This is a genomic window from Gallaecimonas zhanjiangensis (assembly GCF_057624825.1).
In genome coordinates this window covers 2,579,392-2,605,019 of record NZ_CM172603.1, presented here as the reverse complement: position 1 = coordinate 2,605,019, position 25,628 = coordinate 2,579,392, and the positions used below count along the sequence as shown (strand labels likewise).

22 protein-coding genes and 1 riboswitch are annotated in these 25,628 nt (G+C 59.8%); of the genes, 10 read left to right on the top strand and 12 right to left on the bottom strand.

Features of this window, described 5'->3' with window-relative positions:
* Window positions 1-63 precede the first annotated feature (63 nt).
* Together AC22G1_RS12420 and AC22G1_RS12415 are read left to right on the top strand one after the other, a co-directional pair.
* Window positions 64-678, top strand: coding sequence for an ankyrin repeat domain-containing protein (locus AC22G1_RS12420; RefSeq protein ID WP_487313661.1), 615 nt, complete (start codon window positions 64-66; stop codon window positions 676-678).
* 78 nt (window positions 679-756) lie between these two features.
* Entirely contained in the window at window positions 757-2,187 is a 1,431-nt protein-coding gene (locus AC22G1_RS12415) for a KAP family P-loop NTPase fold protein (RefSeq protein ID WP_487313660.1), read from the top strand.
* A 24-nt stretch (window positions 2,188-2,211) separates the two neighbouring features.
* Here the strand turns inward: AC22G1_RS12415 and AC22G1_RS12410 are convergent, their stop codons facing one another.
* From AC22G1_RS12410 to rimO, 6 genes are all read right to left on the bottom strand, one after another.
* Window positions 2,212-3,402 (bottom strand): class I SAM-dependent rRNA methyltransferase, encoded by a 1,191-nt coding sequence (locus AC22G1_RS12410; RefSeq protein ID WP_487313659.1) that lies wholly within the window; start codon window positions 3,400-3,402, stop codon window positions 2,212-2,214.
* Between the two features lie 71 nt (window positions 3,403-3,473).
* Entirely contained in the window at window positions 3,474-4,982 is a 1,509-nt protein-coding gene (locus AC22G1_RS12405; protein ID WP_487313658.1) for a methyl-accepting chemotaxis protein, read from the bottom strand.
* Between the two features lie 121 nt (window positions 4,983-5,103).
* Window positions 5,104-5,604: a hypothetical protein gene (locus AC22G1_RS12400; protein ID WP_487313657.1), complete on the bottom strand. Its 501-nt coding sequence runs from the start codon at window positions 5,602-5,604 to the stop codon at window positions 5,104-5,106.
* A complete protein-coding gene (locus tag AC22G1_RS12395) occupies window positions 5,601-6,605 on the bottom strand; it encodes a hypothetical protein (protein ID WP_487313656.1) in 1,005 nt (334 codons plus the stop codon). Before AC22G1_RS12395 ends, AC22G1_RS12400 begins: the two co-directional genes overlap by 4 nt.
* The gene (locus AC22G1_RS12390; protein ID WP_487313655.1) at window positions 6,589-7,593 is read right to left on the bottom strand and encodes a phospholipase C/P1 nuclease family protein; all 1,005 of its coding nucleotides are present in this window, start codon (window positions 7,591-7,593) and stop codon (window positions 6,589-6,591) included. Before AC22G1_RS12390 ends, AC22G1_RS12395 begins: the two co-directional genes overlap by 17 nt.
* Window positions 7,594-7,737: 144 nt before the next feature.
* Window positions 7,738-9,054, bottom strand: coding sequence for a 30S ribosomal protein S12 methylthiotransferase RimO (gene rimO, locus AC22G1_RS12385; RefSeq protein WP_050659374.1), 1,317 nt, complete (start codon window positions 9,052-9,054; stop codon window positions 7,738-7,740).
* A 256-nt stretch (window positions 9,055-9,310) separates the two neighbouring features.
* On the opposite strand from rimO, the gene ribA reads away from it, so the two are divergent.
* Window positions 9,311-9,958, top strand: a complete 648-nt coding sequence (ribA, locus tag AC22G1_RS12380; RefSeq protein ID WP_050659375.1) for a GTP cyclohydrolase II — start codon at window positions 9,311-9,313, stop codon at window positions 9,956-9,958.
* Between the two features lie 355 nt (window positions 9,959-10,313).
* Here the strand turns inward: ribA and AC22G1_RS12375 are convergent, their stop codons facing one another.
* Window positions 10,314-10,718: an H-NS histone family protein gene (locus AC22G1_RS12375; RefSeq protein ID WP_487313654.1), complete on the bottom strand. Its 405-nt coding sequence runs from the start codon at window positions 10,716-10,718 to the stop codon at window positions 10,314-10,316.
* 111 nt (window positions 10,719-10,829) lie between these two features.
* Entirely contained in the window at window positions 10,830-12,458 is a 1,629-nt protein-coding gene (locus AC22G1_RS12370; RefSeq protein ID WP_487313653.1) for an electron transfer flavoprotein-ubiquinone oxidoreductase, read from the bottom strand.
* 137 nt (window positions 12,459-12,595) lie between these two features.
* On the opposite strand from AC22G1_RS12370, the gene AC22G1_RS12365 reads away from it, so the two are divergent.
* The 7 genes from AC22G1_RS12365 to AC22G1_RS12335 all read left to right on the top strand — a co-directional run bounded on the left by AC22G1_RS12365 (window position 12,596) and on the right by AC22G1_RS12335 (window position 20,295).
* Window positions 12,596-13,345, top strand: a complete 750-nt coding sequence (locus AC22G1_RS12365) for an electron transfer flavoprotein subunit beta/FixA family protein (RefSeq protein WP_487313652.1) — start codon at window positions 12,596-12,598, stop codon at window positions 13,343-13,345.
* Entirely contained in the window at window positions 13,345-14,271 is a 927-nt protein-coding gene (locus AC22G1_RS12360; RefSeq protein ID WP_487313651.1) for an electron transfer flavoprotein subunit alpha/FixB family protein, read from the top strand. Before AC22G1_RS12365 ends, AC22G1_RS12360 begins: the two co-directional genes overlap by 1 nt.
* Before the next feature lie 81 nt (window positions 14,272-14,352).
* Window positions 14,353-14,529, top strand: a riboswitch (Lysine riboswitch).
* Between the two features lie 44 nt (window positions 14,530-14,573).
* Window positions 14,574-16,043, top strand: a complete 1,470-nt coding sequence (locus AC22G1_RS12355) for a Na+/H+ antiporter NhaC family protein (RefSeq protein ID WP_487313650.1) — start codon at window positions 14,574-14,576, stop codon at window positions 16,041-16,043.
* A complete protein-coding gene (locus AC22G1_RS12350; RefSeq protein WP_487313649.1) occupies window positions 16,044-16,625 on the top strand; it encodes a thymidine kinase in 582 nt (193 codons plus the stop codon). It begins immediately after the preceding gene.
* A gap of 42 nt (window positions 16,626-16,667) precedes the next feature.
* Window positions 16,668-17,765 (top strand): glutamate 5-kinase, encoded by a 1,098-nt coding sequence (gene proB / locus AC22G1_RS12345; protein WP_487313648.1) that lies wholly within the window; start codon window positions 16,668-16,670, stop codon window positions 17,763-17,765.
* Window positions 17,766-17,857: 92 nt separating this feature from the next.
* Window positions 17,858-18,421, top strand: a complete 564-nt coding sequence (locus AC22G1_RS12340; protein WP_487313647.1) for a heme NO-binding domain-containing protein — start codon at window positions 17,858-17,860, stop codon at window positions 18,419-18,421.
* Window positions 18,418-20,295 (top strand): sensor domain-containing protein, encoded by a 1,878-nt coding sequence (locus tag AC22G1_RS12335; protein ID WP_487313646.1) that lies wholly within the window; start codon window positions 18,418-18,420, stop codon window positions 20,293-20,295. The genes AC22G1_RS12340 and AC22G1_RS12335 overlap by 4 nt, the downstream gene beginning before the upstream one ends.
* Before the next feature lie 24 nt (window positions 20,296-20,319).
* Here the strand turns inward: AC22G1_RS12335 and AC22G1_RS12330 are convergent, their stop codons facing one another.
* The 4 genes from AC22G1_RS12330 to AC22G1_RS12315 are packed head-to-tail and all read right to left on the bottom strand — an operon-like array spanning window position 20,320 to window position 25,626.
* Window positions 20,320-21,246: a hydroxymethylglutaryl-CoA lyase gene (locus AC22G1_RS12330; RefSeq protein ID WP_487313645.1), complete on the bottom strand. Its 927-nt coding sequence runs from the start codon at window positions 21,244-21,246 to the stop codon at window positions 20,320-20,322.
* Window positions 21,246-23,225, bottom strand: coding sequence for an acetyl/propionyl/methylcrotonyl-CoA carboxylase subunit alpha (locus AC22G1_RS12325; RefSeq protein WP_487313644.1), 1,980 nt, complete (start codon window positions 23,223-23,225; stop codon window positions 21,246-21,248). The genes AC22G1_RS12330 and AC22G1_RS12325 overlap by 1 nt, the downstream gene beginning before the upstream one ends.
* On the bottom strand, window positions 23,218-24,012 hold the full coding sequence (locus AC22G1_RS12320; RefSeq protein ID WP_487313643.1) for an enoyl-CoA hydratase-related protein: 795 nt from the start codon (window positions 24,010-24,012) through the stop codon (window positions 23,218-23,220). Before AC22G1_RS12320 ends, AC22G1_RS12325 begins: the two co-directional genes overlap by 8 nt.
* Before the next feature lie 9 nt (window positions 24,013-24,021).
* Window positions 24,022-25,626: a carboxyl transferase domain-containing protein gene (locus AC22G1_RS12315; protein WP_487313642.1), complete on the bottom strand. Its 1,605-nt coding sequence runs from the start codon at window positions 25,624-25,626 to the stop codon at window positions 24,022-24,024.
* Window positions 25,627-25,628: the final 2 nt, after the last annotated feature.

The following is a 25,628-nucleotide window of genomic DNA, read 5'->3' as shown; positions in this document are numbered from 1 at the left end:
CCCTTTGCGGCGCCTTTTCTATTTGCAGCTAAGGTTATGAAAAGCCGAATAAAAGGAGTCTCTGTGGACAAAGCCAGCTTTTTTAACGCCATAGGGCAGGGCAACGAGATCAAGGTCTTCGAGCTGTTAAAGCAAAGCCCCGGGCTTATTGCCTGCCGCCAAGATGGCGTCAGCCCGGTGCTCTATGCCAGCTACCAGGGCCAGCCGCTACTAGCCAAAGAGCTGGCGGCAAGGGTCGATTTGGACATCTGGGAGGCGGCCGCCCTTAACGACGTAGCGGCCATCCAGCGGGTGCTGGGCGAAAACGGCGCCCTGGTGTCTTTACTGGCCCGCGATGGCTTTAGCCCGCTGCATCTGGCCGCCTTTTTCGGCGCCTTTGAGGCGCTAAAGGAGCTGCTGGGCGCCGGCGCCGAGGTCAACCAAAGCGCAGCCAATGACTCACAGGTGCAGCCGCTGCACTCGGCGGTGGCTGGCAGCGACAGCGAAAGCCGCCTTAACTGCACCCAGGCATTGTTAGAAGCCGGGGCCGAGGTCAATGCCCGCCAGGCCGGCGGCTTTAGCGCGCTGCACAGCGCCTACCACCAACAACACCCGGAGCTGGTGGCCCTGCTGCTGGCCTTTGGCGCCTACCCCGAGGCCCAAGCCGATGATGGCCGAGTGCCCAAGGATTTGGGTTAGTAAAAAGCCCCGCATCGCGGGGCTTTTTACTAAGGGGTGAGCGTGGCAGCATGGGCTGATATTTATTGAGGGCAAAGCATGGCCAGGGACGACACGAAAATGGCGGATTTTGATAGGGAACTGGAAGACTGGTGTTTTGAGGCTGACGACCACCTAAAGCGCCAGGATACCGCCGACTTTTTAACGAGTTTTTTGGTAGCTGAGTCTGCCGAGCGCTGCGGTGACCGGCAACGCAAAGGGGAGGGCAAAAGTTATGTGCTTAACCTCAATGCCGAATGGGGGGCCGGTAAAACCACCTTCTTGAAATGCTGGCGCACTCACCTTCGCAGTAAACAGCATCCGGTGGTGTACGTGGATGCCTGGCGCCACGACTTTTGCCAAGACCCGCTGGCGGTATTGCTTAGCGACATTCAAAAGCAGCTACTGGCCCAGGTTAAAGGCATCAGCGGCTTTAAAAACCGGTTGGAAAAAAGCTTTGAGGCATTAAAACCCATCGCCCTTGAAGGGTTGGCAGCGCTGGTAAAAGGCGGCGCCCATTGGTTTGCCGGCGAGGCGGGGTCAAGGTTTGCAGGCATAGTGGGAGACGCTGTTACCAATGGCTTGGAAGGCATGGCCGATGTGGCGGTGCGCCAGTTGCTGGCCGAGCAGCAAACCCGAGTGCAAGCGATGGCCGAGTTTCAAAGTGCCATGGCCAAGCTGACAACAGAAATCGCCAAAGCCCAGGCAACTCAACTACCGGTGTTTATTTTTGTCGATGAGCTGGACCGCTGCCGCCCCACCTATGCGGTAGAGATGCTGGAGCTGATTAAGCACCTTTTTGACATTCCCAACTGGGTCTTTGTGATCGCTACCGATACCGACCAGTTGCAGCATACCGTAGCTGGGCTTTATGGGGCGGGGTTTAACGGCAGTAAGTACTTGGAGCGTTTTTTTAACATCCAGTTTCATTTAGAAGGCCAAACGGAGCTTTCCACCTTGGTTGATACCTATCTGGAAAGAAAAGGAATCAATTACGTTGGGTCAACAGTGCTACCTAATGATGTTTTCTATGAGGTGCTGAGTTTCTACACTGACAATCCTCGCACCATTTTTAAGCACCTAGACAGGTTCAATGCTTGTGTCAAAGCTAGGCCGGAGTTAAACCACTTCATTTTGATCTGTATGATCGTTGTCCATCACCATACCCAATATGGCCAGAACCTTTCTATCAACCAACCTTTACCCGGGCATCTCGTAGTACTGCCGATAAGCGACGAGCAGTCCAATAACAACCTTGGCAATAAAGTTTTCGAGGTAGATGAAAAAGTTACTTTAGGTGATTTGCTGAAGATGATTTTTAGTGAGGTTAAGTGGCAACATGGAAGTATATGCTTCAGTGGGAAGTCGCTGGATGTTAATTCATTAGCCTGTGATTTCTATAGAGAAATGGGGTCTTTATACAGGCGAGATTCCTTCGCCGAGTATTGGAAAACGGTCAAACTTGCGACTCAATTTGTACCTAAAGAATAAAGCCCCGCATCGCGGGGCTTTTTACTAACTGGCTTGTACCACCAGGCCTTTAAGGTAGAGGCCTTCGGGGTAGTGGACATTGACCGGGTGGTCGGCAGACTGGCTTAAAAAGCGCAGAATTTGCGCGTCGCGGCCGGCATCCAGGGCGGCGTCGGCGACAATTTTTTGAAACAGGCTTTGCTCCATCAGGCCCGAGCAGGAGAAGGTCAGCAAGATACCGCCAGGGCGCAGCAATTTCAGGGCGTGCAGGTTGATGTCCTTGTAACCGCGAGCCGCGCCTTTAAGGCTGGACTTGGAGTCCACAAATTTGGGCGGGTCCAGCACGATAACGTCAAACTGGCGGCCTTCGCTGGCGTAGCGGCGCAGCAGGGCAAACACGTCTTCCTTGATTAGGTCGCAGCGGCTTTCATCCAGACCATTGAGCTTGAGATTGTCGCGGGCAAGGGCCAGGGCCGATTCTGACACGTCCACCTGGGTCACATGCTTGGCGCCGCCTTTAAGGGCGTAGGTGCCAAAACCGCCGGTGTAGGAAAAGCAGTTCAGTACCTCTTTGCCTTCCACATAGGGCAGCACGGCGGCGCGGTTGTCACGCTGGTCGAGGTAATAGCCGGTTTTGTGGCCCTGGATAAGGTCCACCCACAGCTTGATGCCGTTTTCCATGATGGCCACTTTGCCGGGCAGTTCCCCTTCGAGGGTTTGCACCAGGGGCTCGAGCTCTTCTTTGCGGCGCACTTCCACGTCGGAGCGCTCATGGATAACGCAGCCGGGGAAGCGGGCCTTTAGGGCGGCAACGATGGCATCGCGCCATTTGTCGGCGCCGATGGACAACAGCTGGCAGACCAGCACGTTATCATAACGGTCGATGGTGATGCCCGGCAGGCCGTCAGATTCGGCCGCTACCACCCGGTAACCGGTGATACCTTCACGCTCCACCATGGGGCGGCGGCGCTCGTCGGCGGCATTGATACGGCGGGCAAAGAAATCGGCGTCTACTTCTTCGTTTTTATCGAAGGTCCAGACCCTGGCGCGAATTTGCGAGGCCGGGGAGTAGGCGGCCCGTGCCAGCCAGGTGCCGTCGTGGCTGTAAATCTCCACGGTGTCGCCGGCCTTGGGTTTGCCTTTGCTGTGGTGCACGGCACCGGCAAAGATCCAGGGATGGCGGCGTTTTACGGACTTTTCACGGCCTTCGGCCAGAACCAGGGCATTGCGGGGCATAAGGCTGCCTTGTTGACGATTTTGGGGCGAAGATTGTAGCAAATAAAAAGCCGGGCAGTGCCCGGCTTTGCTTAGATCTTCAGGCCTTTGAGGATGTCGGCCAGGGAGCCCGACAGCCGGTTGAGCTCGCGGGTGCCGTCGGCGTTGTCCTTGGCGGCCTTTTCCACCTCCAAAGACTGCTGGCGCACCGAGGAGATGTTGTGGGCAATGTCTTCGGCCACGGCGCTTTGCTCTTCGGCGCTGGCGGCAATTTGCGCCATCATCGAGAACACCTGCTCGGAGTGGCGGTTGATGGTGCTGAGATCTTGCCCGGCCTGGGCAATCAAGGTGCCGCTGTGCTCGGCCTGCTGCACGGTTTTGTCCATGATGCGAATGGCCTCGCCGGTGCCGCTTTGCAAGGACTCAATCATCTTTTGAATTTCCACCGTCGCCTGCTGGGTGCGGGCCGCCAGGGTGCGTACTTCATCGGCCACCACCGCAAAGCCGCGGCCCTGCTCGCCGGCGCGGGCCGCTTCAATGGCGGCGTTTAGCGCCAGCAGGTTGGTTTGCTCGGAAATGGCCTTGATGGTGGTCACCACCTCGTCGATGTGACTGGCGTTGTCGTTAACCTTGGCCACGGCGCTGCTGGCATCAAAAATTTCCCGCGACAGGGCCTCGATGGCGCCGATGGTCTGCTGGATATTGCGGGTACCCTTTTGCGACTCGTTGGAGGCGCGCTGGGTTTCGCCAGAGGCGTCTTCGGCGTGGCGCGCCACTTCCTTGACGGTGGCGCTCATCTCTTCCATGGCGGTGGCCAGAGAATCCAGGCTTTGGCGCTGGGACTGGGCCAGGCGGTCGGTATTGGCCGCTTCGGTGCCAAACAGGTCGGCAGAGCCCGCCAGGGCATCGGAACTGTCTTTGACCAGTTTTACCAACTGGTGCTGGCGCTCGGCCAGTTTGTCGATGGCAATGGCAAGGGCCGAGAACTCGTCCCGCACCGGCAAGAAGTTAAGGCGAAAGGTGAGATCCCCTTCGGCCACCTTGGTCAGCGCTTGTACCTGGCTAAACAGCGCCCCGCCGATAAAGGTGGAGACGTAGTAGGTGATGAAGGCCAGCACCACCAGGGCAATGGCCATCAGAATGAAGTAATCCTTGCTGGTGTCCCAAAACGCGGCTTTTTGCAGGGGCTGGGCCAGGGCCAGTTGCCAGTTTTTGCCCGGTACCGAGGCGGCGGCGAGTACTTGCCCCTGTTCAATCCGGGTTTTCCCTTCCAGCCGGTCAAGCTCGCTGGCCATGGCGCCGGAAAAGCCGCTAAAGGGGCGGCCGCTGCCGTCAAAAAGCGCCAGGTTGCTACCGGCGTCCTTAACGGCCTTTATGGCCTGTTGCTGGTCAAGGCTGGTGAGCACCCGGGCCAGCACCGCCACTTCGGCGTGGGCCTGGTGGCGCTGCTCGTTCTCAAAGGCGGTGAAGTCGCGGCTGATGCCAATGGCGGCGAGGATAACCATCATCAGCATCGGCAGCCCAAACAGCAAAAAGAGCTTTTCCTGGAGTTTGAGATGGACGAGGTATTTATCGACCCATCTGAATTTCACTTCGCGCATAACATTCCTTAAAAGTACGGCTCATTGGGCGCCGTGTTCCTCTGCGGCGGGAACTTGACACCAGAAACCGTACTTAAGCAAATGCCGTGCCGGTACAACGAGTTAGCCGCGCATGCGCCCGCTAAGGCAGCGCCAGCCGGGGAACGGGCGCTTTTGCCTCAAGCGCCGCCAGGGCCGCCTTGAGGGCGGCAAGCTTGCGCTCTCCCTCGGCAAGCTGACCAGCGCTGATGCCCTCGGCCCGCCCTTTGGCAATGAGCCTTTCCAACTCGGCTATCTTGGGGCGGGCGGCTTTGGCAAAGTCGGCCAGCAGCGCCTGGTGGCGGGCATTTTCCGCCTCAAGGTATTGCTCAGGGTCGCCAAGGGGCTGCGGCGCCACCGGCTGATGGGCGTTGATGCCGGGCGCCAGCGGGTCCCTAAGGGGCACTGGTGGTTTGGCTGTTATCTGTGGCGGCGGCGCCTTTTGGGCGGCCTTTGGCAAAGGCGTAGCCGTGATAACTGGCGCGGGGCTAATCACCCTTGGCAGAGGCTTTTTTGCTGGCGGCGGCAAGGCGATCGGTGCCTTGGGCCAGAACAACCAGCCAAGAGCGGCCAGCAAGCTAAAAAGAGCGATGGCAACCTTCATTGTGCCTCCTGGCGAAGCGTAACCAGCAGCGCCTGCCAGTTGGCCTTGGCTTGTTCCTTGGCGATGGCCTGGCGGGCCACAAAGGCCACTGATTCCGAATCTGGCGCAAGCTGCTGGTAGTGGCGCTTTAGCACTTCTACCTGGCCATAGCGGCCTGAGGGCAGGCGGATAACCGCCGAGCGGCCCAGCTCCGGGGTCACAAAGGCCAAGGTTTTGAGCACCTGGCCCTGGGCCTCTTGCCGGGTGAGGTGAGTTATCTCGGGCGGCAGGCGGTTAATGCCCGCCGCGCTGTCCGCCTCAAAAAGGCGCGCGTCCACTGCGGCCAATTGGCGAAAATCCGCCTGGTGGGCTTGGTAGTAGGCGGCAATGTCATCGCTGCTTACCGCCTTTGCCAGGGCATCGAGGGCGGGGCTGGGGTGATGCGGGTCGGTTGATACCCCCAAACGCTGCATCAGCCAGACCCTGTCGAGGCGGTTTTCCACCAAGGCTTTAGAGCAGGCTATTTTCTCCTCTGGCCAGCCGGCATCTTTGAGCCAGTTGGGGGCCAGCGCCACCAGCGCCTGCTGCCAAAGAAGGTGCTCTAAGGTGGCGTTGTCACCGTCCTTTAGCGCCAGGCGCTGCTGCAGGTTAAGGCCGCTAAGGCTGGCCGGGCTCCAGCTTTGGCCTTCAAGGTGCAGGCCGTCATCGTCAAAACGGGCCGCTTGGCGGGCGCGGCTGGCGCGCTTTTCAATATCCGGGGTAATGAGCCCCAGCCACTGCTCGTCCAACTGGCGCTGGTGGCTGCTGCCCACGCGGCTGGGCTGGTGCACGGTATCGGCAAAATGGCCCCTGGCATAGGGGCCGAGTAGGGTGTCGTCGGCGAGCTGCGCCGCCACAACCTGTTGCGGCAATTTGCTCATCTGTGTCAGGCGCGCCAGCAGATCCGCCGTGGGGCAAGCGGCCCACAGGGGGCCGCTAAATACCAGCGCCAAGGCGCCAAACAGGTTAACGCTGCATCGCATGGTTCAGCACCTTGACCACCATGGCGATGGCGTGGGGAATGACGATGCGGCCAATCATGACCCGCTCATTGTGGTCCTGGGAGTTCAGCACCAGGCCCCCCTGGCTGTAGGAGATATCGCCGCCTTCGGTAAGCAAGGGGCGAATGTCGTCTTCGCTTGGGCTGATGGTGTCAAAGTCCGCCAGGGCGTCGGTGACCAGGCTGTCGCTGGAGAGCTGCTCGCTGTCGTAATAATCCCGCACCCAAGACTCCCAGCCCGAGTGATTGAGGGCCGAGGTGGTCCAGGTATGGTGGGGCTGAAGGAGGTCTGTGGCGTGCAGGCTGTAGCCCAGGGCGTCAACGCTGTGGTTGGCCAGATAACGGCCGTACCAGTACTGGGCCAGGTTGTCGATGGGCTGGAATGGCATGGTCTCGAAGTCTTTGTACATGCTGTAGCTGGACGTGGAGCCCTGGCGGTAGTGGGCTTCGGTGATGCCGTAGCTGTTGTACTCGGAGTCGTCGCCAAACCAGCCGCCCTGGCCGCCAGGGCCGTCGTCTAAGTGATCGCCGCTCAGCCAGGCGGCGGCCAGGTTGTCGACATCGCCAGACACGGTGAGCTTGGCGTAGTTGTAGCCGCCAAAGTCGTTGCCGTGGGCGTCGGGGCCCTGGGTGTGGTTTTGAAAGTGCCAGTAGGAGCTGTAGGAGACGATGCTGCTCAAGGTGCCCCACAGCGGCGCCCTGACACAATCGCCGGTGACAGCGCCGCACAGGTAGGTGTCTTCGAAGTCGTCCACGTCATAGGCGCCCTGGCCCAGGCGCTCGGCCAGTTGGTCCACGCTCAGGCCGGCCTGGGTGGCGTATTGGGCAAGCCGGGCGTACTGGGTGGCGGCGGGGTGGGCTTTCATGTAGGCCACGGCATCGAGCACGATGCGTTTGTGGGTTTCTTGGGTAAAGGCCTGGGCTTGGCTTGCCAGCAGGCAGGGCAGAGCGGCTAACAGCAGTTTTTTCATTGTCCTTGTCCCTTAGGGTAGTGAGGTAAAACCGCTTTTAATCTAGGGAGGACAAATGACGATGACATGGCTGGCGGCATTTGCGCCCGCCTGGCTTAGCCCGAACGGGCCTGATAAAAAAGCCGGCTTGCGCCGGCTTATTGCTTAGAGCTTGCTGCCCCAGAGGTCGTACTCGTCGGCGTTGTCGATATTGACCTTGACGATGTCGCCGGGCTTCACGCCGCTTTCACCGTTGAGGTACACCACGCCGTCAATCTCGGGAGCGTCGCCCTTGGTGCGGCCGATGGCGCCTTCTTCGTCCACTTCGTCAATCAGCACCTCTTGCACTGTGCCGACTTTGCGTTGCAGCTTGGCGGCGCTGATGCGCTGCTGGGCTTCCATAAAGCGGGCAAAGCGTTCTTCTTTAACGGCTTCGTCCACCGGGTTGGCCAGAGCGTTGGCGGCGGCGCCTTCCACCGGGCTGTATTTAAAGCAGCCCACCCGGTCCAGCTCGGCTTCGTTGATGAAGTCCAAAAGCATTTTAAAGTCGTCTTCGGTTTCACCGGGGAAGCCGACGATAAAGGTGGAACGCAGGGTCAAATCCGGCACGTCACGGCGCCAGCGCTGGATGCGCTCAAGGGTGCGCTCTACCTGGCCGGGGCGTTTCATCTGCTTGAGGATGGCGGGGCTGGCGTGTTGCAGCGGCATATCCAGGTAAGGCAGTACCTTGCCTTCGGCCATCAGCGGAATGATGTTGTCCACGTGCGGGTAGGGGTACACATAGTGCAGGCGGGTCCAGACCCCCAGCTCGCCAAGGGCTTCGGTGAGCTGGTACATGTCGGATTTCACCGGGCGGCCGTTCCAAAAATCGGTGCGGTGCTTGGTGTCAACGCCGTAGGCGGAGGTGTCTTGGCTTATCACCAGCAGCTCTTTGACGCCGGCATTGACCAAGCGCTCGGCCTCGCTCAGCACCTGGCCCACCGGGCGGGATACCAGATCGCCGCGCATGCTGGGGATGATGCAAAAACTGCAGCGGTGGTTACAGCCTTCGGAGATCTTCAGGTAGGCGTAGTGGCGCGGGGTCAGCTTCACCCCTTGCGGCGGCACCAAATCCAAAAAGGGATTGTGCTGCTTGGGTACCGGCAGGTGCTCGTGAACCTTGTCCAGCACCGCTTCATAGGCGTGGGGGCCGGTAATGCCCAGCACATGGGGATGAATTTCACGAATTTCATCTTCCTTGGCGCCCAGGCAGCCGGTAACGATGACCTTGCCGTTTTCATTGAGGGCTTCGCCGATGGCGTCCAGGGATTCCTGCACGGCGCTGTCGATAAAGCCGCAGGTATTGACGATCACCAGATCGGCGTCGTTGTAGCTGGGCACAATGTTATAGCCCTCAACCCGCAGTTGGGTCAGGATCCGCTCGGAATCCACCAGGTTCTTGGGGCAGCCCAGGCTGACAAAGCCGACGGTCTGGTTACTCATGCTCTACCTCAAATGAAAAAATGCCGCCAAAAAGGCGCCACATTCTAGCCAAGTCGGCACCGGGATGCATCCAGTGAAATGGCCCTTGTGATCGGCTTTGCAGGAAAGCGAACAAAGTCATTCCTTTTTCAGGGGTTTTTAAATGGCGCGACTGATCTATCATGGCACCCCCCAAAGGTGTTGGGGCTAAGCTTAAAAAGCATTTTCTTAAGAGCAGGGGCAACCTTGCGATAAATCGTGATGTATAGGTGAAGCGATGACAGCTGATACTGGCGATATGGCAGTCAAGGTACGACGTCAGGTAGAGATCCCTGTTCTTGGAGGCCGTTACCTGGCGACCTTCATCACCTTCGATAATCTGGCTGACGGCAAGGAGCACTTTGCCCTAGCCCTTGGCGACTGGCAACGCAGCGAGCCGCTGGTGCGGATGCACTCCGAGTGCGTAACCGGCGATGTGTTTATGTCTGCCCGCTGCGATTGCGGCCCGCAATTGGAAGAAGCCATAGTGCGCATCAGCGCCGAAGGTGGTCTTATTCTTTATCTGCGCCAAGAAGGCCGCGGTATTGGTCTTATCAATAAATTGGACGCCTATGCCCTGCAAGACGAAGGCATGAATACCTACGAGGCCAATCGCGCCTTGGGTTTTGAAGACGACCAGCGCGATTTCACCGTCGCGGCCGAAATGCTAAAAGCCCTTGGGATTGACCATATTCGGCTGTTGACCAACAACCCGCGCAAAATTGCCCAATTGCAAGCCAACGGTATTCATGTGGACGACCGAGTCGGCACCCGGGTTTACCGTAACGCCCATAACGCCCGTTACCTGGCGGCGAAAAAAGAAGAAGGGCACCATGCCCTGGAAAGCGACGACGAAAGTTGTTGCCCTGCCCACAGTAAATTTTGATGCCAAAAGGCCGCGCAAGCGGCCTTTTTTGTTGCCAGGCTTTGCCGAAAGCCCAAGGCAGCATGGCTAATTTAATTTAAAATCAACTACCTGAAATTTTGTAAATGATTGTTGCTGGTAGCCTTTGTCCTGCCTTGCGGGCTATTTCAGTCAAGGTTCAGCAGAACAGACCTGTAGGCGATTTTTAGAGGATGCTGGCACTGTAAAAGTGGTGGATTGAGCGCAGGCAAATGTCACGGTCTTTGTGGTGCTGTTTTTTTGAGCGCAATAACAGCGTGCTATTGCTACGGCAAAACAGGAGTAAGCGGGAAATAAAAAAGGGCCCTAAGGCCCTTTTTTTGCAAATACCTGAAACTTATTTGATCAGGTACTTGTCCAGGCTACCGCCGTTGTCGACGATTTCCTTGAATACTTTGGGCATACGGCCAATGCCGGTCCACAGGTGCTCTTCACCGTCTTTTTCCAGGCGGTATTTGGCAGGACGCTTGGCGCCTTTGCCGCCGCGGCGAGAAGGAGCAGCGGCAGTGCCGCCCAGGATGTCTTCTGCAGAAATGCCGGCTTCAGCCATGGCTTTGCGCAGCTCGTCGATTTTAGCGGTGCGCTCGGCTTCTTCTTTTTGACGCTCGGCTTCTTCTTCGGCACGAGACTCGATGATCGCGTCCAGTTTGCCTTTGATTTCTTCGAGCTCAGCCAGGGTGAGTTCTTTAGTGGCGGCGTTCAGGCGACGTTGGTTGCCCAGAATTTGCAGAAAATCTGACATTGAAGTTCCCTTAAGAGATTAGCAAGGAATGAAGATACTCTATTTTTAAAAAAGGATTGCCTTTCTTGCAAGCCCTTAAAAGAAAAAAAGCAGCTTTTGCTGCTTTTTTTCTTACATATTGGGGTAATTTGGCCCGCCACCCCCTTCCGGAGGGCACCAGCGAATATTCAATGAGGGGTCTTTTATATCGCAGGTTTTACAGTGGATGCAGTTTTGTGCATTGATTTGTAAACGTCTTGCGTCCCCTTCATCAACAATCTCATAAACTCCAGCCGGGCAGTAACGCTGCGCCGGTTCGGCAAAATGCGGCAGGTTGTAGCTTACCGGCAGCGACGGATCCTTGAGTTTTAAATGGCAAGGCTGGTTTTCTTCGTGGTTGGTGTTGGAAATAAAAACTGAACTCAACCTGTCGAAGCTTAATTTTCCATCGGGCTTTGGATATTCACGCGGCCTGTGGGAATCAATGGTTTCCAATTGCTGGTGGTCGGCAATGGCGTCTGAAAGGGTCCAGGGCGCTTTATTGGCCAGGCATTTTTGTTCGAACCAGTTAAAGGCGCCGCCCCACAGCGGCCCCCATTTATGGAGCGCCGCTCCAAAATTACGGTGCTGGTAAAGCTCCCCATAAAGCCAGGATTGCTCAAAGCGCTCTGCAAAGCTCTGTGGGGTCAGCGCCTGATTGCCAGATAGGTCAGCCGCTACCGCTTCGGCGGCCAGCATGCCGGACTTCATGGCGGTATGGCTGCCTTTTATTTTGGCAAAGTTCAGGGTGCCAGCGTCGCAACCTATCAAGAGGCCACCTGGGAATACCGTCTGGGGCAGGGCGTTAAAACCGCCCTTGGCGATGGCGCGGGCGCCATAGCTGAGCCGTTCGCCGCCGCTTAAGTACTTTGCAAAAAGCGGATGGTGCTTTAGGCGCTGGAATTCGTCAAAGGGCGAGAGGTAAGGGTCGCGGTAGTTCAAATCGACGATCAGCCCCACCGACACCAGGTCGTCGTCAAGGTGGTAGAGAAAGCTGCCGCCGCTGGCGGTGTCGTCCAAGGGCCAACCGGCGCCGTGAACCACCAGGCCTGGCTGGTGCTGGGCCTTAGGGATTCGCCACAGCTCCTTGAACCCCAGGGCGTAGTGCTGGGGATCTTTACCTTTGTCGAGTTCAAACCGCTCGATAAGCTCTTTGCCAAGGTGGCCCCGGCACCCCTCGGCAAAGAGGGTGTATTTGGCCAGAAGCTGCATGCCGGGTTGAAACTGCGGGCCTTCACTGCCGTCTTTTAGGCGGCCCATGTCGCCGGTTTGAATGCCGATGACCTGGTTGTCGGCGCCATAAAGGATGTCGGCGGCGGGAAAGCCCGGGTAAATCTCCACCCCCAGGGCTTCGGCCTGTTCGGCCAGCCAGCGGCACAGGTTGCCAAGACTGATGATGTAATTGCCGTTGTTGTGCATGGATGGGGGGATGGCCCAGCCTGGCAATTCCACTTCGCCGTTTTCTTTTAAAAGGTACAGGGCGTCTTTATTGACGGCGGTGGTGAGGGGCGCCTGGCGCTGCTGCCAATCGGGAAACAACTCATTTAAGGCGTGGGGCTCGAACAGGGCGCCGCTCAGAATATGGGCCCCCACCTCCGAGCCTTTTTCCACCACACAAACCATCAGCTCTGGCGCCAGTTGCTTTAGGCGACAGGCGGCACTCAGCCCGGCGGGGCCGGCGCCGACGATGACGACATCAAATTCCATGGTTTCGCGTTCCATAAGGGCTCCTCGGTAGCCTTGGGGGCTGCTCTTATCTGTGACTTGTCAGGTTGACGTTTACGTTAACAGTAAGTATTTTGACGGTAAAGGTTGCGCCGGTCCAGTGGCCGGCTTGGATGAGCCCAGAGGTACAACCCATGAAGGTACTGGTCGCCGTCAAACGCGTCATCGATTACAACGTCAAGGTGCGGGTCAAATCCGACAACAGCGCCGTTGACCTGGCCAACGTGAAAATGGCCATCAACCCCTTTTGTGAAATCGCGGTAGAAGAGGCGGTACGCCTTAAAGAACAAGGCGTTGCCACCGAAGTGGTGGCGGTCTCTGTGGGCTCTGATGCCTGCCAGGAGCAGCTGCGTACCGCGCTGGCCCTGGGCGCCGACCGCGCCGTGCTGGTTAAAACCGAGGACGGCCTCGACTCCTTGCTGGTGGCCAAGCTGCTGGCCAAAGTGTGCGAGCAGGAAAGCCCTGACTTGGCGATCCTCGGTAAACAAGCCATCGATTCTGACAACAACCAGACCGGCCAGATGCTGGCGGCGCTAAGCGATTGGCCCCAGGCCACCTTTGCCTCCAAGTTGGTGGTCGAGGGGCGCGAGCTGCTGGTCACCCGGGAAGTGGACGGCGGCCTGGAAACCATCGCCGTGGCTCTGCCTGCGGTGGTGACCACCGATCTTCGCCTGAACGAGCCCCGTTACGCCACCTTGCCCAACATCATGAAGGCCAAGCGCAAACCCCTGGACGTGCTGGACGGCACCGCCCTTGGGGTGAATTTGGCGCCTCGGGTGAAGGTGCTTAAGGTCGCGGCGCCTGCGGTGCGCCAAGGCGGGGAGATCCTAGATGGGGTCGATACCCTGGTGGATAAACTGCGTAACCAAGCGAAGGTGATCTGATGAGCATTCTGGTCATTGCTGAACACGACAACAAACACCTCAAGCCCGAAACGGCGCGGGTGCTGAGCGCTGCCCTTGCCATGGGCGACGATATTCATTTGCTGGTGGCCGGCCATCAGTGTCAGGAGGTTATCCGTGCTGCAACTGAACTTGATGGTGTCGCCAAAGTCCTGGTGCTGGATGAGGCGCGTTTTGCGCATCCGCTGCCAGAAGGCCTGAGCCAAACCCTGGTGGCCCTGGCGCCGGCTTACAGCCACCTAGTGGCGGCCAGCTCCACCACCGGCAAGAACCTGATGCCGCGTATTGCCGCTTTGCTGGATGTGGCGCAGATCTCCGATATCGTCGCCGTAGAAAGCGCCGATACCTTCCGGCGCCCCATCTACGCCGGTAACGCCATTGTCACTGTCCAGGCGCTTGACCCCATCAAAGTGGTGACGGTACGCCCGGCCGCCTTTGAGGCCACCGGCAGCGCCAACAGCGCCCCGGTTGAGAACCTGGCCGCCGGCCAGGACAACAGCCGCAGCCGCTTTGTCAGCGCCGAGCTTACCGAGAGTGAGCGCCCGGAGCTGGCCAGCGCCCGGGTGGTGGTGTCTGGCGGCCGTGGTCTGCAAAGCGGCGACAACTTCAAAATGCTCGAAGCCCTGGCCGATAAACTGGGCGGCGCCATCGGCGCTTCGCGGGCCGCGGTTGACGCAGGCTTTGTGCCCAACGACTGGCAAGTGGGGCAGACCGGCAAGATAGTGGCGCCGGACTTGTACATCGCCGTGGGCATCAGTGGCGCCATCCAGCACCTGGCCGGCATGAAGGATTCCAAGGTCATTGTCGCCATCAACAAAGATCCGGAAGCGCCCATCTTCCAAGTGGCCGACTACGGCCTGGTGGGGGATTTGTTCGAGCTGGTGCCGGAGCTGACCCGCAAGCTCTGAGCCCGCGCCTTCGGCTAAAAAGTGCGCCCTGGTGGCGCACTTTTTGTTTGCAATCACTTACCGCCCCTGCCAGAGTACGCGCCGCCAAGTAGAGGTGCGTCCTGGAAGAGTCGCCGGGGGGAGGGTGATGCCCAAGATCCCCGGCAAAAGGTCAGTACGCCGAAGTCGGGCCGATATCAAGCCGCCCGGCTGGTGCCGTAAGCGAAAGCTGCGTCACTGCCATAGTTTGAACAATCACTATGGAGCGCTACCGAAGGCCCTGGCTCCTTTTGTGGTTCTCCATGGGAATTTTTGGAAATTCCATGGACTTAAACGATCTCTCCCAATCCTCCCTCGCGCTGTTACCCACCCTGTTGACCCTGGGGCTGGCCTTGGCCACCCGGCGCATTTTGTTGTCGCTGCTGCTGGGCTCGGCCACCGGTGCCTGGCTGTTGGCCGGTAGCCTGGATGCGCCTCGCTATCTTGCTGGCAAGGCCTTGGCGCTGTTTTACGACGGCGGCATCAGCTGGTGGACGCTGCAAGTCGTGGGCTTTTTGCTGATGCTTGGGGCGCTGTCCCGGCTGTTGCAGGCAAGCGGCGCCGCCCAGGCCTTTGCCGAAGCCTGCGCCAGCCGCATCGCCACCCGCCGTGGGGTCAGCCTGATGAGCGTTGGCCTGGGCCTGGCCATTTTCATCGACGATTACTTCAACGCCCTGGCGGTAGGGCAGGCCACCCGGCCACTGGCCGACCGCTACCGGCTGAGCCGCGAGCGCTTGGCCTATTACATTGATTCAACCGCGGCGCCGGTCTGCGCGCTGATGCCGCTCTCGTCCTGGGGCGCTTTTATGCTCTCCTTGCTGGCGCCTATGGCGGCAAGCCCCATGGGGCTTTTTGTGGACATGAGCCAGGCCGCTTTTTACCCTTGGCTGGCGCTGGCCATTGTGCTGATAACGGCTTGGTTTGACTGGGATCTGGGCGCCATGAAAAAGGCCAAGGCAAGGCCGGGTGCCGTTGCCGAGGTAAAGGCAGCCAAGGGCCAGCTGATGCCGCTGTTGGGGCCGCTACTGGCCTTGATACTGGTGACGCTGGCCGCGCTTTTTATCACCGGCGCCCTTGCCAGCAGCGGGCCGTTCTCAGCCATCGCCGCCCTTGAAAACACCAACGTGGGTTTGTCGCTGGTGCTTGGCGCCGTGCCGGCGCTTGCCTGGAGTTTTTTCAAGCAAAAGACCCATCGCCTTGCCACCGCTTGGCAAGGGGCCAAGACCATGCTGCCGGCCATTTACCTGTTGCTGAGCGCCTGGCTGTTGGCGGCGGTGATGAAGGATGTGGCGGTGGGCCGCTACCTTGCCTCCCTTATCGAGGCGGCCTCGGTCGGCCCCTGGATGCCCCTGGCGCTCTTTGTGGTGGCCATGGTCATGGCCCTTGCCACTGGCTCGAGCTGGGGCACCTTTGGCATCATGCTGCCGCTGGCCGGCCAGTTGGTGGAGCCTGCCATGCTGCCCATGGCGCTGGGCGCCGTTATTTCCGGCGCCGTCTTTGGCGACCACTGCTCACCGGCCTCCGACACCACCATTTTGTCGTCGGCCGGGGCCGAGTGTGAGCACATGGACCATGTGCTGACCCAGCTGCCCTACGCTGGCCTTGCCGCCGGGCTTTGTGTTCTCGGTTATGGCCTTAGCGCCCTGGCGCTCCCCCTTTGGGCGCTGTGGGGCGCGCTGCTGGCCGCCCTGGTGGTAGCGGTGACGCTGCTGGGGGGATGGGGTACACTGGCGCCCAAAAAACAGGAAGTCTAAATGGCCCAGCTTTATTTCTATTACTCGGCGATGAATGCCGGGAAATCCACGTCGTTGCTGCAGTCGGCGTACAACTACAAGGAGCGCGGCATGAACGCGCTCCTCTACACCGCCGCGGTGGACGACCGCAGCGGCAAGGGCGTTATCAGCTCCCGCATCGGCCTGGAAAGCGAAGCCCAGATCTTTGACGACAAGAGCGATCTGTTTGCCGAGGTGCTGGGGCTTTCCCATACCCAACGCTTTCACTGCCTGCTGCTGGACGAAGCCCAGTTTCTGACCAAAGCCCAGGTGGCGCAGCTTTGCCGCATTGTCGACGAGCTCGGCATTCCGGTGCTGGCCTTTGGTCTTCGTACCGATTTTCGGGCCGAGCTTTTTGAAGGCGCCCAGTACCTGCTGGCCTGGGCCGACAAGCTGGTGGAGCTCAAGACCGTTTGCCACTGTGGCCGCAAGGCCAACCGGGTGCTGCGGGTCGGCATTGACGGCCAGCCCATCAAGGAAGGGGCCCAGGTGGAGATAGGCGGCAACGACCGCTACGTGTCGGTGTGCCGAAAACACTATATCGAGGCATTGGCAAGGCCCTGAGGCGCAGGTATAACGGGGCTTTATTGTCTCGGAAGCTGCCTGATGATCGTTGTTGTCAAACTGGGGACCAGTGTCCTGACCGCCGGTGCCCAGCACCTGGACAGGGCCCACATGGTGGAGCTGGTGCGCCAATGCGCCCTGCTGCAAAAGGCCGGCCATAAGCTGATTGTGGTCACCTCCGGCGCCGTGGCTGCCGGCCGCGAGCTGCTGGGGTTTCCGGATCTGCCGGCCGATCTTCCCCATAAACAGATGCTGGCGGCCATCGGCCAGGGCCAGTTGGTGCATCTGTGGCAACACCTCTTTGGGCTCTATGGCCTTAACGTCGGCCAGATGCTGCTGACCCGGGCCGATTTGGAAGACCGCGAGCGCTTTTTAAATGCCCGCGACACCCTCGGCACCTTGCTCAGCCACGGCGTTATTCCCCTTATCAACGAGAACGATGCGGTTGCCACCAACGAGATAAAGGTGGGCGACAACGACAACCTGTCAGCAAGGGTGGCTATTTTGGCCAAGGCGGAGCTGCTGATGCTGCTTACCGACCAGCCGGGTCTCTTTACCGCAGACCCCCGTGCCAACCCCGATGCCGAGCTGATACAAGAGGTCAAGACCATCGACGCCACCTTGCACCGGCTGGCTGGGGGTAGCGTCTCGGGGCTGGGAACCGGCGGCATGGCCACCAAGCTGCAAGCGGCCGACGTGGCGCGCCGGGCCGGTATTACCGTGGTGATCGCCAGTGGCCAGGGGCCGGATGTGATCCGCCGCCTGGTGCAGGGTGAACGGGTTGGCACCCGCTTTAGCGCCATCGACGATCCGCTGGAAAATCGCAAGCAATGGATCCTTGCCGGGCCGCCGCCCGTAGGACAGCTGCACCTCGATGCCGGTGCGGTCAACGCCCTGCTCAGCAAGGGCGCCAGCCTGCTGCCCAAAGGGGTAAAGGCGGTGTCCGGGCAGTTTGAACGGGGCGATGCGGTAAAACTGCTCGGCCCCGATGGTAATACCCTGGCGGTGGGGCTATGCCGGTACAGCGCCGCTGAAATGGCAGCTATCCTTGGCATACATTCCGACGCCATCGCCATGGCACTGGGGTACGACAGGGGGCCTGTCGTTATTCACAGGGACGATCTGGTGCTGCTGGACTAAATTTTGGCGCTCCCCAGCCGTTAAAGGGGTTTGCCGGGCAAATGGCCTGAGATCAGGGACGAGTACGTGATGTCTTGGTTAAGGGGTACAGAATGCTTGGCTATATCCAGTATGTGCTGGTTAACAGTGTGCGCGAGTTGGGGGGCGAAGAGGCCCTGGTGGCCGTTGCCGAAAAGGCCGGCCTCAAAGCGCTGCCATCCTTTCGTATCGACACCGATTACGACAATGCCCAGTGCCTGGCCTTGATAAAGGCCACCGGCGAGCATTTTGGCCTGGACGACAAGGCCCTTTATGCCCTCTATGCCGACTGCTTTATCAAAGCGTCACGCCAGCAGTTTCCACTTTTCTACGACATGGCCGAGTCCGCCTACGACTTTTTGCGGCGCCAGCCCCGTATCCACCAGACGCTGGCGTCCAGCGTGGTGGACCACTCCACCAAAAAGGCGGTGGCCAGCAAGTTTGAACTGCTTGAAGAACAAGGCCGGTTTTGGGTCAACTACCGTTCCCCAAACGCCCTGTGCGGCCTTTACGAGGCCCTTTTTTATCGCTTGTTGGAGGAATACGGGGAAACCGGTCGCCTTGAACATGGGCGCTGCGTGCACCGCGGCGACGAGTTATGCCAGTTTGAGCTGTTTTTTGACGGGAAGCGCCCATGAGCCAGCAGTTACTTCGAGAAGGCATCAACAGTATTGCCGACCAGCTTTGCCGGGCCGTGGACCAGGATTTCTCCTTTCGGGTCACTACTGACAGCACTGATGTCGACCTGCAAAAACTGGCCATCCTGACCAACTTCCTGCTCGAGTCCATGGAAGAGAACCTGCAATCGTTGGAGGAGAGCCGCCAGGAACTGGAACAACGGGTGCTGGAGCGCACCAAGCGCCTCGACCTCATCGTTAAAGGCGCCGGGGTTGGCATTTGGGAGTGGGACCCGGAGCAAGACTTGGTGACCGTCTCCACCCAATGGCTGGGCTCCCTGGTGGCCAACAATGGTGACAGCACCTTCGGCCTTAATCACTGGCTGGCGCAAATGCACCCCGAGGATGTGGGCAACTTTAAAAAGGCCCTGCATCTTCATATGAACGGGGTCAGCGAGCGGTTGCAGGTGGAATATCGCATCAGCGATGGCGCTGGCGGTTATCGCTGGGTGTTATGCCGAGGCGTTTGCGATCGCTCCCCCGACACCGGCAAGGTTACCTGGATGTCCGGCACCGTGTCGGATATCACCAAGGCCCGCTTTCACGACAAGGAAAGCGGGCTGGTGAACAGCCAGTATTTTGAGCTGATGACCAACGAGCGCCTAAGCCGCGGCGAGCCCCTGTCCATTGTGGTGCTCAATATTGCCAACCGCGGCCTGGTGGTGGAGAACCTCAGCCGCCGCGATGTGCTGTTTTTGGTGCAGGCGGTGGTCGAAAGGCTGATGGCCAAGACCGATCACCACTCCCTTTTGGCGCTATTGGGGGTAGGGCTCTACGGCTTTTTGCTGCCCATTGGCGAGCCTCGCAAACTTGAGAAATTCGTGCGCGAGTTGATGGCGATTTTTGACGAGCCCTTTGTGCTTGGCGAGCAGCGCTTGTGGTTGTCTTGCCACATCGGGGCTTGCGATTTGCAAAGCATGGAAGCCCTTAGCGCCGAAGAGGGCATTTATGCCGCCCAGCTTGCCCTTCGGGACATGCGTTCTCACCAGGGCAGTGATTACCGGCTTTTTGAAGACAGCATGCGTGCCTCCAGCCTCGAGCGCCTCGACACCGAGCAGCTGCTGCGTATGGCCCTTCGCCAAAACTGGGTCAAGGTTAAACTCCAACCCATCGTCGATTTTGAGCGAGGCGAGGTAAGCGGTTACGAGGCCCTGGCCCGTATCGAGCATCCCACCAAGGGCACCATCAGCCCTGGCCGCTTTATTCCGGTGGCCGAAGAAACCGGACTTATTCGCCAGCTAAGCGACGTGGTAATGGCACAGGCGGTGGCTCTGGCTGCCGATGAAGGCCTCAAGGCGCTGCACCCAACGGGTTTTACCCTAGGGGTGAACCTGTCGGCGCTGCAACTACACGACCCGGCTCTGCCGGACCGCATAGCTGCGCTTCTTGAAAAAGAAGGGGTAGAGCCCAGCCGTTTCAAGCTGGAGCTGACCGAGTCGGCGGTGATGGCCGACCCCAAAAGCGCCATCGATATTATCACCCGGCTGCGCCAGCTCGGCATGAAGGTGGCGTTGGACGACTTTGGCACCGGTTACTCGTCTCTTGCCTACCTTCGCCAACTGCCGCTCGATATTTTAAAGGTCGACCGCAGCCTGGTGTCGGGCCTTGATAGTCACTCGGATAAATACGCCATTTTGGAGATGGTGCTGAACCTCTCGGCCAAGCTCGGCCTAAAGGTGGTGGTGGAAGGTATCGAGACCCAGGAGGAGTTCCTGCAGGTGTTGTCCCTTGGCGGCGGCTTTGGCCAGGGCTTTTTGTTCAGCCGGCCGGTGGCACCGCACGAGCTTCCTGAAGTTCATCAACGGGTTAAGGCGCTTTTTGCCAGCATGCGATAAAAAAGGCCGCCAAAGCGGCCTTTTTCAAAGGTGGGTCAGCAGGCAGTCCTTTTCCCGGCCCTTAAGGGCTTGGGATACCTTGGACGTGGGCTTTCTCCCAAGGCGCTCGCTGATAAACCAGCCGGCTTCGCACAGGCGGCTCAAGTCAACCCCGTGTTCGATACCCAGGCCATTGAGGAGATACACCAGATCTTCGGTGGCCACGTTGCCGCTGGCGCCTTTGGCATAGGGGCAGCCGCCGAGGCCGGCAACGGCGGCATCAACCACCGCAACCCCAAGCAAAAGCGTCTGGTGGATATTGGCGATGGCCATGCCGTAGGTGTCGTGAAAATGCACGGCAAGCTTTTCAACCGGCACCACCGCCGCCACCGCCTCGATAAGTGCCTGGGTGCGAAGGGGAGTGCCCACCCCTATGGTGTCGCCAAGGGAAATCTCGTCGCAGCCCATGTCCCACAAGTCTTGCGCAACTCTCGCCACCTGGGCCGGGGCAATGTCGCCCTCGTAAGGGCAGCCCAGCACGCAAGACACATAGCCCCGCACCCTAAGCCCGGCCGCGCGGGCTTTGTCCACCACCGGGGCAAAGCGCTCCATGCTCTCGGTGATGGAGCAGTTGATGTTGGTCTGGCTGAAGGTCTCGGAAGCCGCGCCAAACACCGCTACTTCACCGGCCTTGGCGGCCAGGGCCCCTTCCAAGCCCTTGAGGTTGGGCGTCAGCGCCGAGTACAGCACCCCTTCTTTGCGGGCAAGCTTTGCAAATAGCTCGCCGGTGTCGGCCATTTGCGGCACCCAGCGCGGCGAGACAAAACTGCCCACCTCGATGTGGCTAAGGCCGGCGCCGGCCAGCATCTCGATAAGCTGCTTTTTGTCCTGAAGGCTCAGTTGCCCCGGCTCGTTTTGCAGGCCATCGCGGGGGCCTACCTCGACAATGCGGACCTTGCTCGGCAGCGCCATCAAGCCTCCTCCAGACGCACCAGCTCTGCGCCATCGCTGACCCGCTCGCCGGGCTTGAAGAACACCTCAGCCACCTGGCCGTCACGGGGCGCGGTGATGGCGTATTCCATCTTCATGGCTTCCATCACCACCAGCACCTCGCCGCTTTTTACCTGGGCGCCGGCCACGGCTGGTACCGCGACGATGGTGCCGTTCATCGGTGCACAAAGGTCGCTCTCAAGGCCGGTATCGAGTTGGGTATCACGTTGGTGGTTACGCACTTCAAAAGGTTGGCCCTGGTCGAAGAACACCACGCAGTCGCCATGGCGCCACACCGGCAGGTGCAGCTGGTGGCCGTCGAGGCTGGCATTGAGCCGCTCGCCTTGTAGCTCCCCTTCGGCCAACAGCTGGTGGCCGTGAAAGCGCAGCTGCCACCCCTGGCCGCAGCTTTGGGCCTCGACCCGCAGCGGCTCGCTGTTACCGATATCCAGGTGCAAGGTGGTGCCGGCCTTGCCGTTGAGGCGCCAGCCGTCGGCGCGGTGCCAGAGCGAGCCGGGCTCAGCGCTTTGCTGGCGCTGCTCGCGGGCGTCCTGGCGGCGATAACAAAGCACCGTCAGTGCCGCTAGGGCCAGGCGATGCTCGGTCCATTGCGGCTCGCTGGTGAGCTGGTCGCTATGGCGCTCGATAAAGCGGGTGGTCAAGTCGCCTTCAATAAAGGCCGGGTGGCTGGCCAGGCGGCGCAAAAAGCCGACGTTGCTTTGGATGCCGGCCAGGCAGTAGTTGTCCAGGGCTCTGGCCATCTTGCCAAGGGCGCTGCTGCGGTTCTCGCCGTGGACGATAAGCTTGGCGATCATCGGGTCGTAATAGGGGCTTATTTCATCGCCCTGGCGCACCCCGGTGTCGATGCGCACATCTGATTGCGGCTCGCGCAGCAGGGCTATCTGGCCGCTTTGAGGCAAAAAGCCCTTGAAGGGATCTTCGGCGTAAATCCGCACTTCAACGCTGTGGCCTTGGCAGCGCACCTGGTCTTGGGTGAGGGCCAAGGGCTGGCCGGCGGCTACATTGAGCTGCCATTCCACCAGATCCTGGCCGGTCACCATCTCGGTAACCGGGTGCTCCACCTGCAGCCGGGTGTTCATTTCCATAAAGTAGAAATCGTTGCCGTCGAGCAAAAACTCCACGGTGCCGGCGCCGACGTAATCGATGGCCTTGGCGGCCTTGACCGCCGCATCGCCCATGGCGGCTCTGAGCCGGGGGCTAAGCCCAGGGGCCGGCGCTTCTTCGATAACCTTTTGGTGGCGGCGCTGGGCCGAGCAGTCGCGGTCCCCCAGATAAATGCAGTTACCTTTTGTATCGGCAAAGACTTGCACCTCCACATGGCGTGGGGTGGTGAGGTAGCGCTCCAGCAGCAGGGTGTCGTCGCCAAAGGCGCTTAGGGCCTCGCGCCGGGCGCTGTTGATGGCTTCTTTGAGCTGCTCGGGGCCTTCAACTACCCGCATGCCCTTGCCGCCGCCGCCCATGGCCGCCTTGATCAGTAGCGGAAAGCCGATGTCGATGGCTTCGCGCAGCAAGGTGGCGTCATGTTGGTCGTTGCCGTGATAGCCCGGCACCAGTGGCACCCCGGCATCGGCCATGATGGCCTTGGCCGCCGATTTGGAGCCCATGGCTTCGATGGCGCCCACCGGTGGGCCAACAAAAGCGATGCCGGCATCCAGGCAGGCTTTGGCAAAGTGGCTGTTTTCAGACAAAAAGCCGTAGCCTGGGTGCACGGCATCGGCGCCGGCGGCCTTGGCAATGGCGAGAATTTTATCGGCCCGCAGGTAAGACTGGGCGGCGTCGCTTGGCCCCAGGTGCCAGGCTTCGTCGGCCAGTTGCACGTGGCGGGCGTCTTTGTCGGCGTCGGAATACACGGCAATGCAGCGAAGGCCCATGCGATGGGCGGTGCGGATCACCCGACAGGCGATTTCGCCGCGGTTGGCGATAAGCAGGCTTTTAAACACGGCGTTTCCCCTGCCAACCCGGCGGGCGCTTGTCGAAGAAGGCTTTCAGACCTTCCTGGCCCTCGGGGCTGATGCGAATACGGGCGATTTCATTGGCGGTAAAGTGGCGCAGTTCGTTGTTTAGGGGCTGGGTAGCCACATGTTCAAGGAGCAGCTTGCAGGCGGTCAGCGCTTCTGGGCCGTTGGCCAACAACTGATTGACGAACTGCTCGACTTTGTCGTCAAGGCTGGCGGCTGGCACCACGTCGTGCACCAGGGATAAATCAAGGGCCGTGGCGGCGTCGAAGCGCTCGGCGGTCAGCGCGTAGCGGCGGGTCTGGCGATAACCGATGCTGCGCACCATATAGGGGCTGATAACCGCCGGCACCAGGCCGAGCTTTACTTCGGACAGGCAGAACTTGGCATCGTCACTGGCCACCGCCACGTCGCAGCAGGCGATAAGGCCCAGGGCGCCACCAAAAGCGCTGCCTTGCACGCGGCACACCGTGGGGTGAGGGAAGCTGTCTAAGCGCATCATCAGCTCGGCCAGGGCCTCAGCCTCGGCCAGGTTTTGGTCAAAACTCTGGGTTACTTGGCGCTGCATCCAGTTAAGGTCTGCGCCGGCGGAGAAATGCTTGCCCTCGGCTTTAAGCACCAGTAGCCGCAGTTTGGGCTCTTCGGCCAGTTCCGCCAGGGCTTGTACCAGCTCGCCGATGAGGGCGTCGTCAAAAGCGTTGAATTTGTCCGGCCGGTTCAGGCAAAGGGTGGCTACCCCGCGCGGGTCGATGTCGGTGATTAACCAATCCATGATCTCTCCTTACATGCGGAACACGCCAAAGCGTGTTTCGGCTATCGGTGCGTTGAGGGAGGCAGCCAGGGCCAGGGCCAATACCTCGCGGCTTTGGGCCGGATCTATAATGCCGTCGTCCCAAAGCCGGGCCGAGGCATAGTAGGGATGCCCCTGCTGTTCGTACTGTTCGATGATAGGCGCCTTGAAGGCTTTTTCCTGCTCATCGCTCCAGCTTTCACCCTGCTTGGCCTTGTTGTCGCGGGTGACGGTAGCCAGCACCCCGGCAGCCTGCTCGCCGCCCATGACCGATACCCGGGCATTGGGCCACATCCACATCAGGGTGGGGTCGTAAGCGCGGCCGCACATGCCGTAGTTACCGGCGCCATAGGAGCCGCCAATCACCAGGGTGAACTTGGGCACGCTGGCGCAGCTCACGGCGGTCACCATCTTGGCGCCGTGCTTGGCAATGCCCTCGGCCTCGTATTTCTGGCCCACCATAAAGCCGGTGATGTTCTGCAAGAACACCAGCGGCACCTTGCGCTGGCAGCAAAGCTCGATGAAGTGGGCGCCTTTTTGGGCGCTTTCGCTAAAAAGGATGCCGTTGTTGGCGACAATGCCCACCGGGTAGCCCTGAATATGTGCAAAGCCACACACTAGGGTAGGGCCGTACAGGGCCTTGAATTCGTGAAATTCGGAGTCGTCCACCAGCCTTGCAATAACCTCTTTGACATCAAAGGGTTTTTTAAGGTCGGTGCCGACAATGCCGTACAGCTCTTCGGGCCGGAAACGGGGCGGCTTGGGTGCCTTGAGGACCAACTGCTGTGGCTTTTGCCAGTTGAGGTTGGCGATGGCGTCACGGGCCATAGCCAGGGCATGGGCGTCGTCCTGGGCGTAGTGGTCGGCCACACCGCTCACCTTGCAGTGCACGTCGGCGCCCCCGAGGTCTTCGGCGCTAACCTCTTCACCGGTGGCGGCTTTAACCAGCGGCGGCCCGGCCAGAAAGATGGTGCCTTGGCCCCGCACTATGATGGACTCGTCGGCCATGGCCGGCACATAGGCGCCGCCGGCGGTACAAAGCCCCATCACCACCGCTACCTGCGGTATGCCTTTGGCAGACATCTGCGCCTGGTTGAAGAAGATGCGGCCGAAATGGTCACGGTCAGGGAACACTTCGTCCTGGCGGGGCAAGAAGGCGCCGCCGGAGTCCACCAGATAGAGGCAGGGCAGGTGACAGCGGGCGGCTATCTCCTGGGCGCGCAGATGTTTTTTGACCGTCAGCGGGTAATAGGTACCGCCTTTGACGGTGGCGTCGTTGGCCACAATCATGCACTCGACGCCACTGACCCGGCCAATACCGGCCACCACGCCGGCACAGGGCACATAGTCTTCATAGACATTAAAAGCGGCCAATTGGCCGATTTCCAAAAATGCCGAGCCGGCATCGAGCAATAAATCGATGCGCTCCCTGGCCAGCAGCTTGCCGCGCGACTTATGCCGCTCGCAGGCTTTGGCGCCGCCGCCCTGGGTGAGGGTGGTTATTTTTTCCTGCAAGTCGGCCACCAAGGCGCGCATGGCGGCGTCTTTTTGCAAGAAGGTGTCACTTTTGGTGTTGATATTGGATGACAGGATCATCG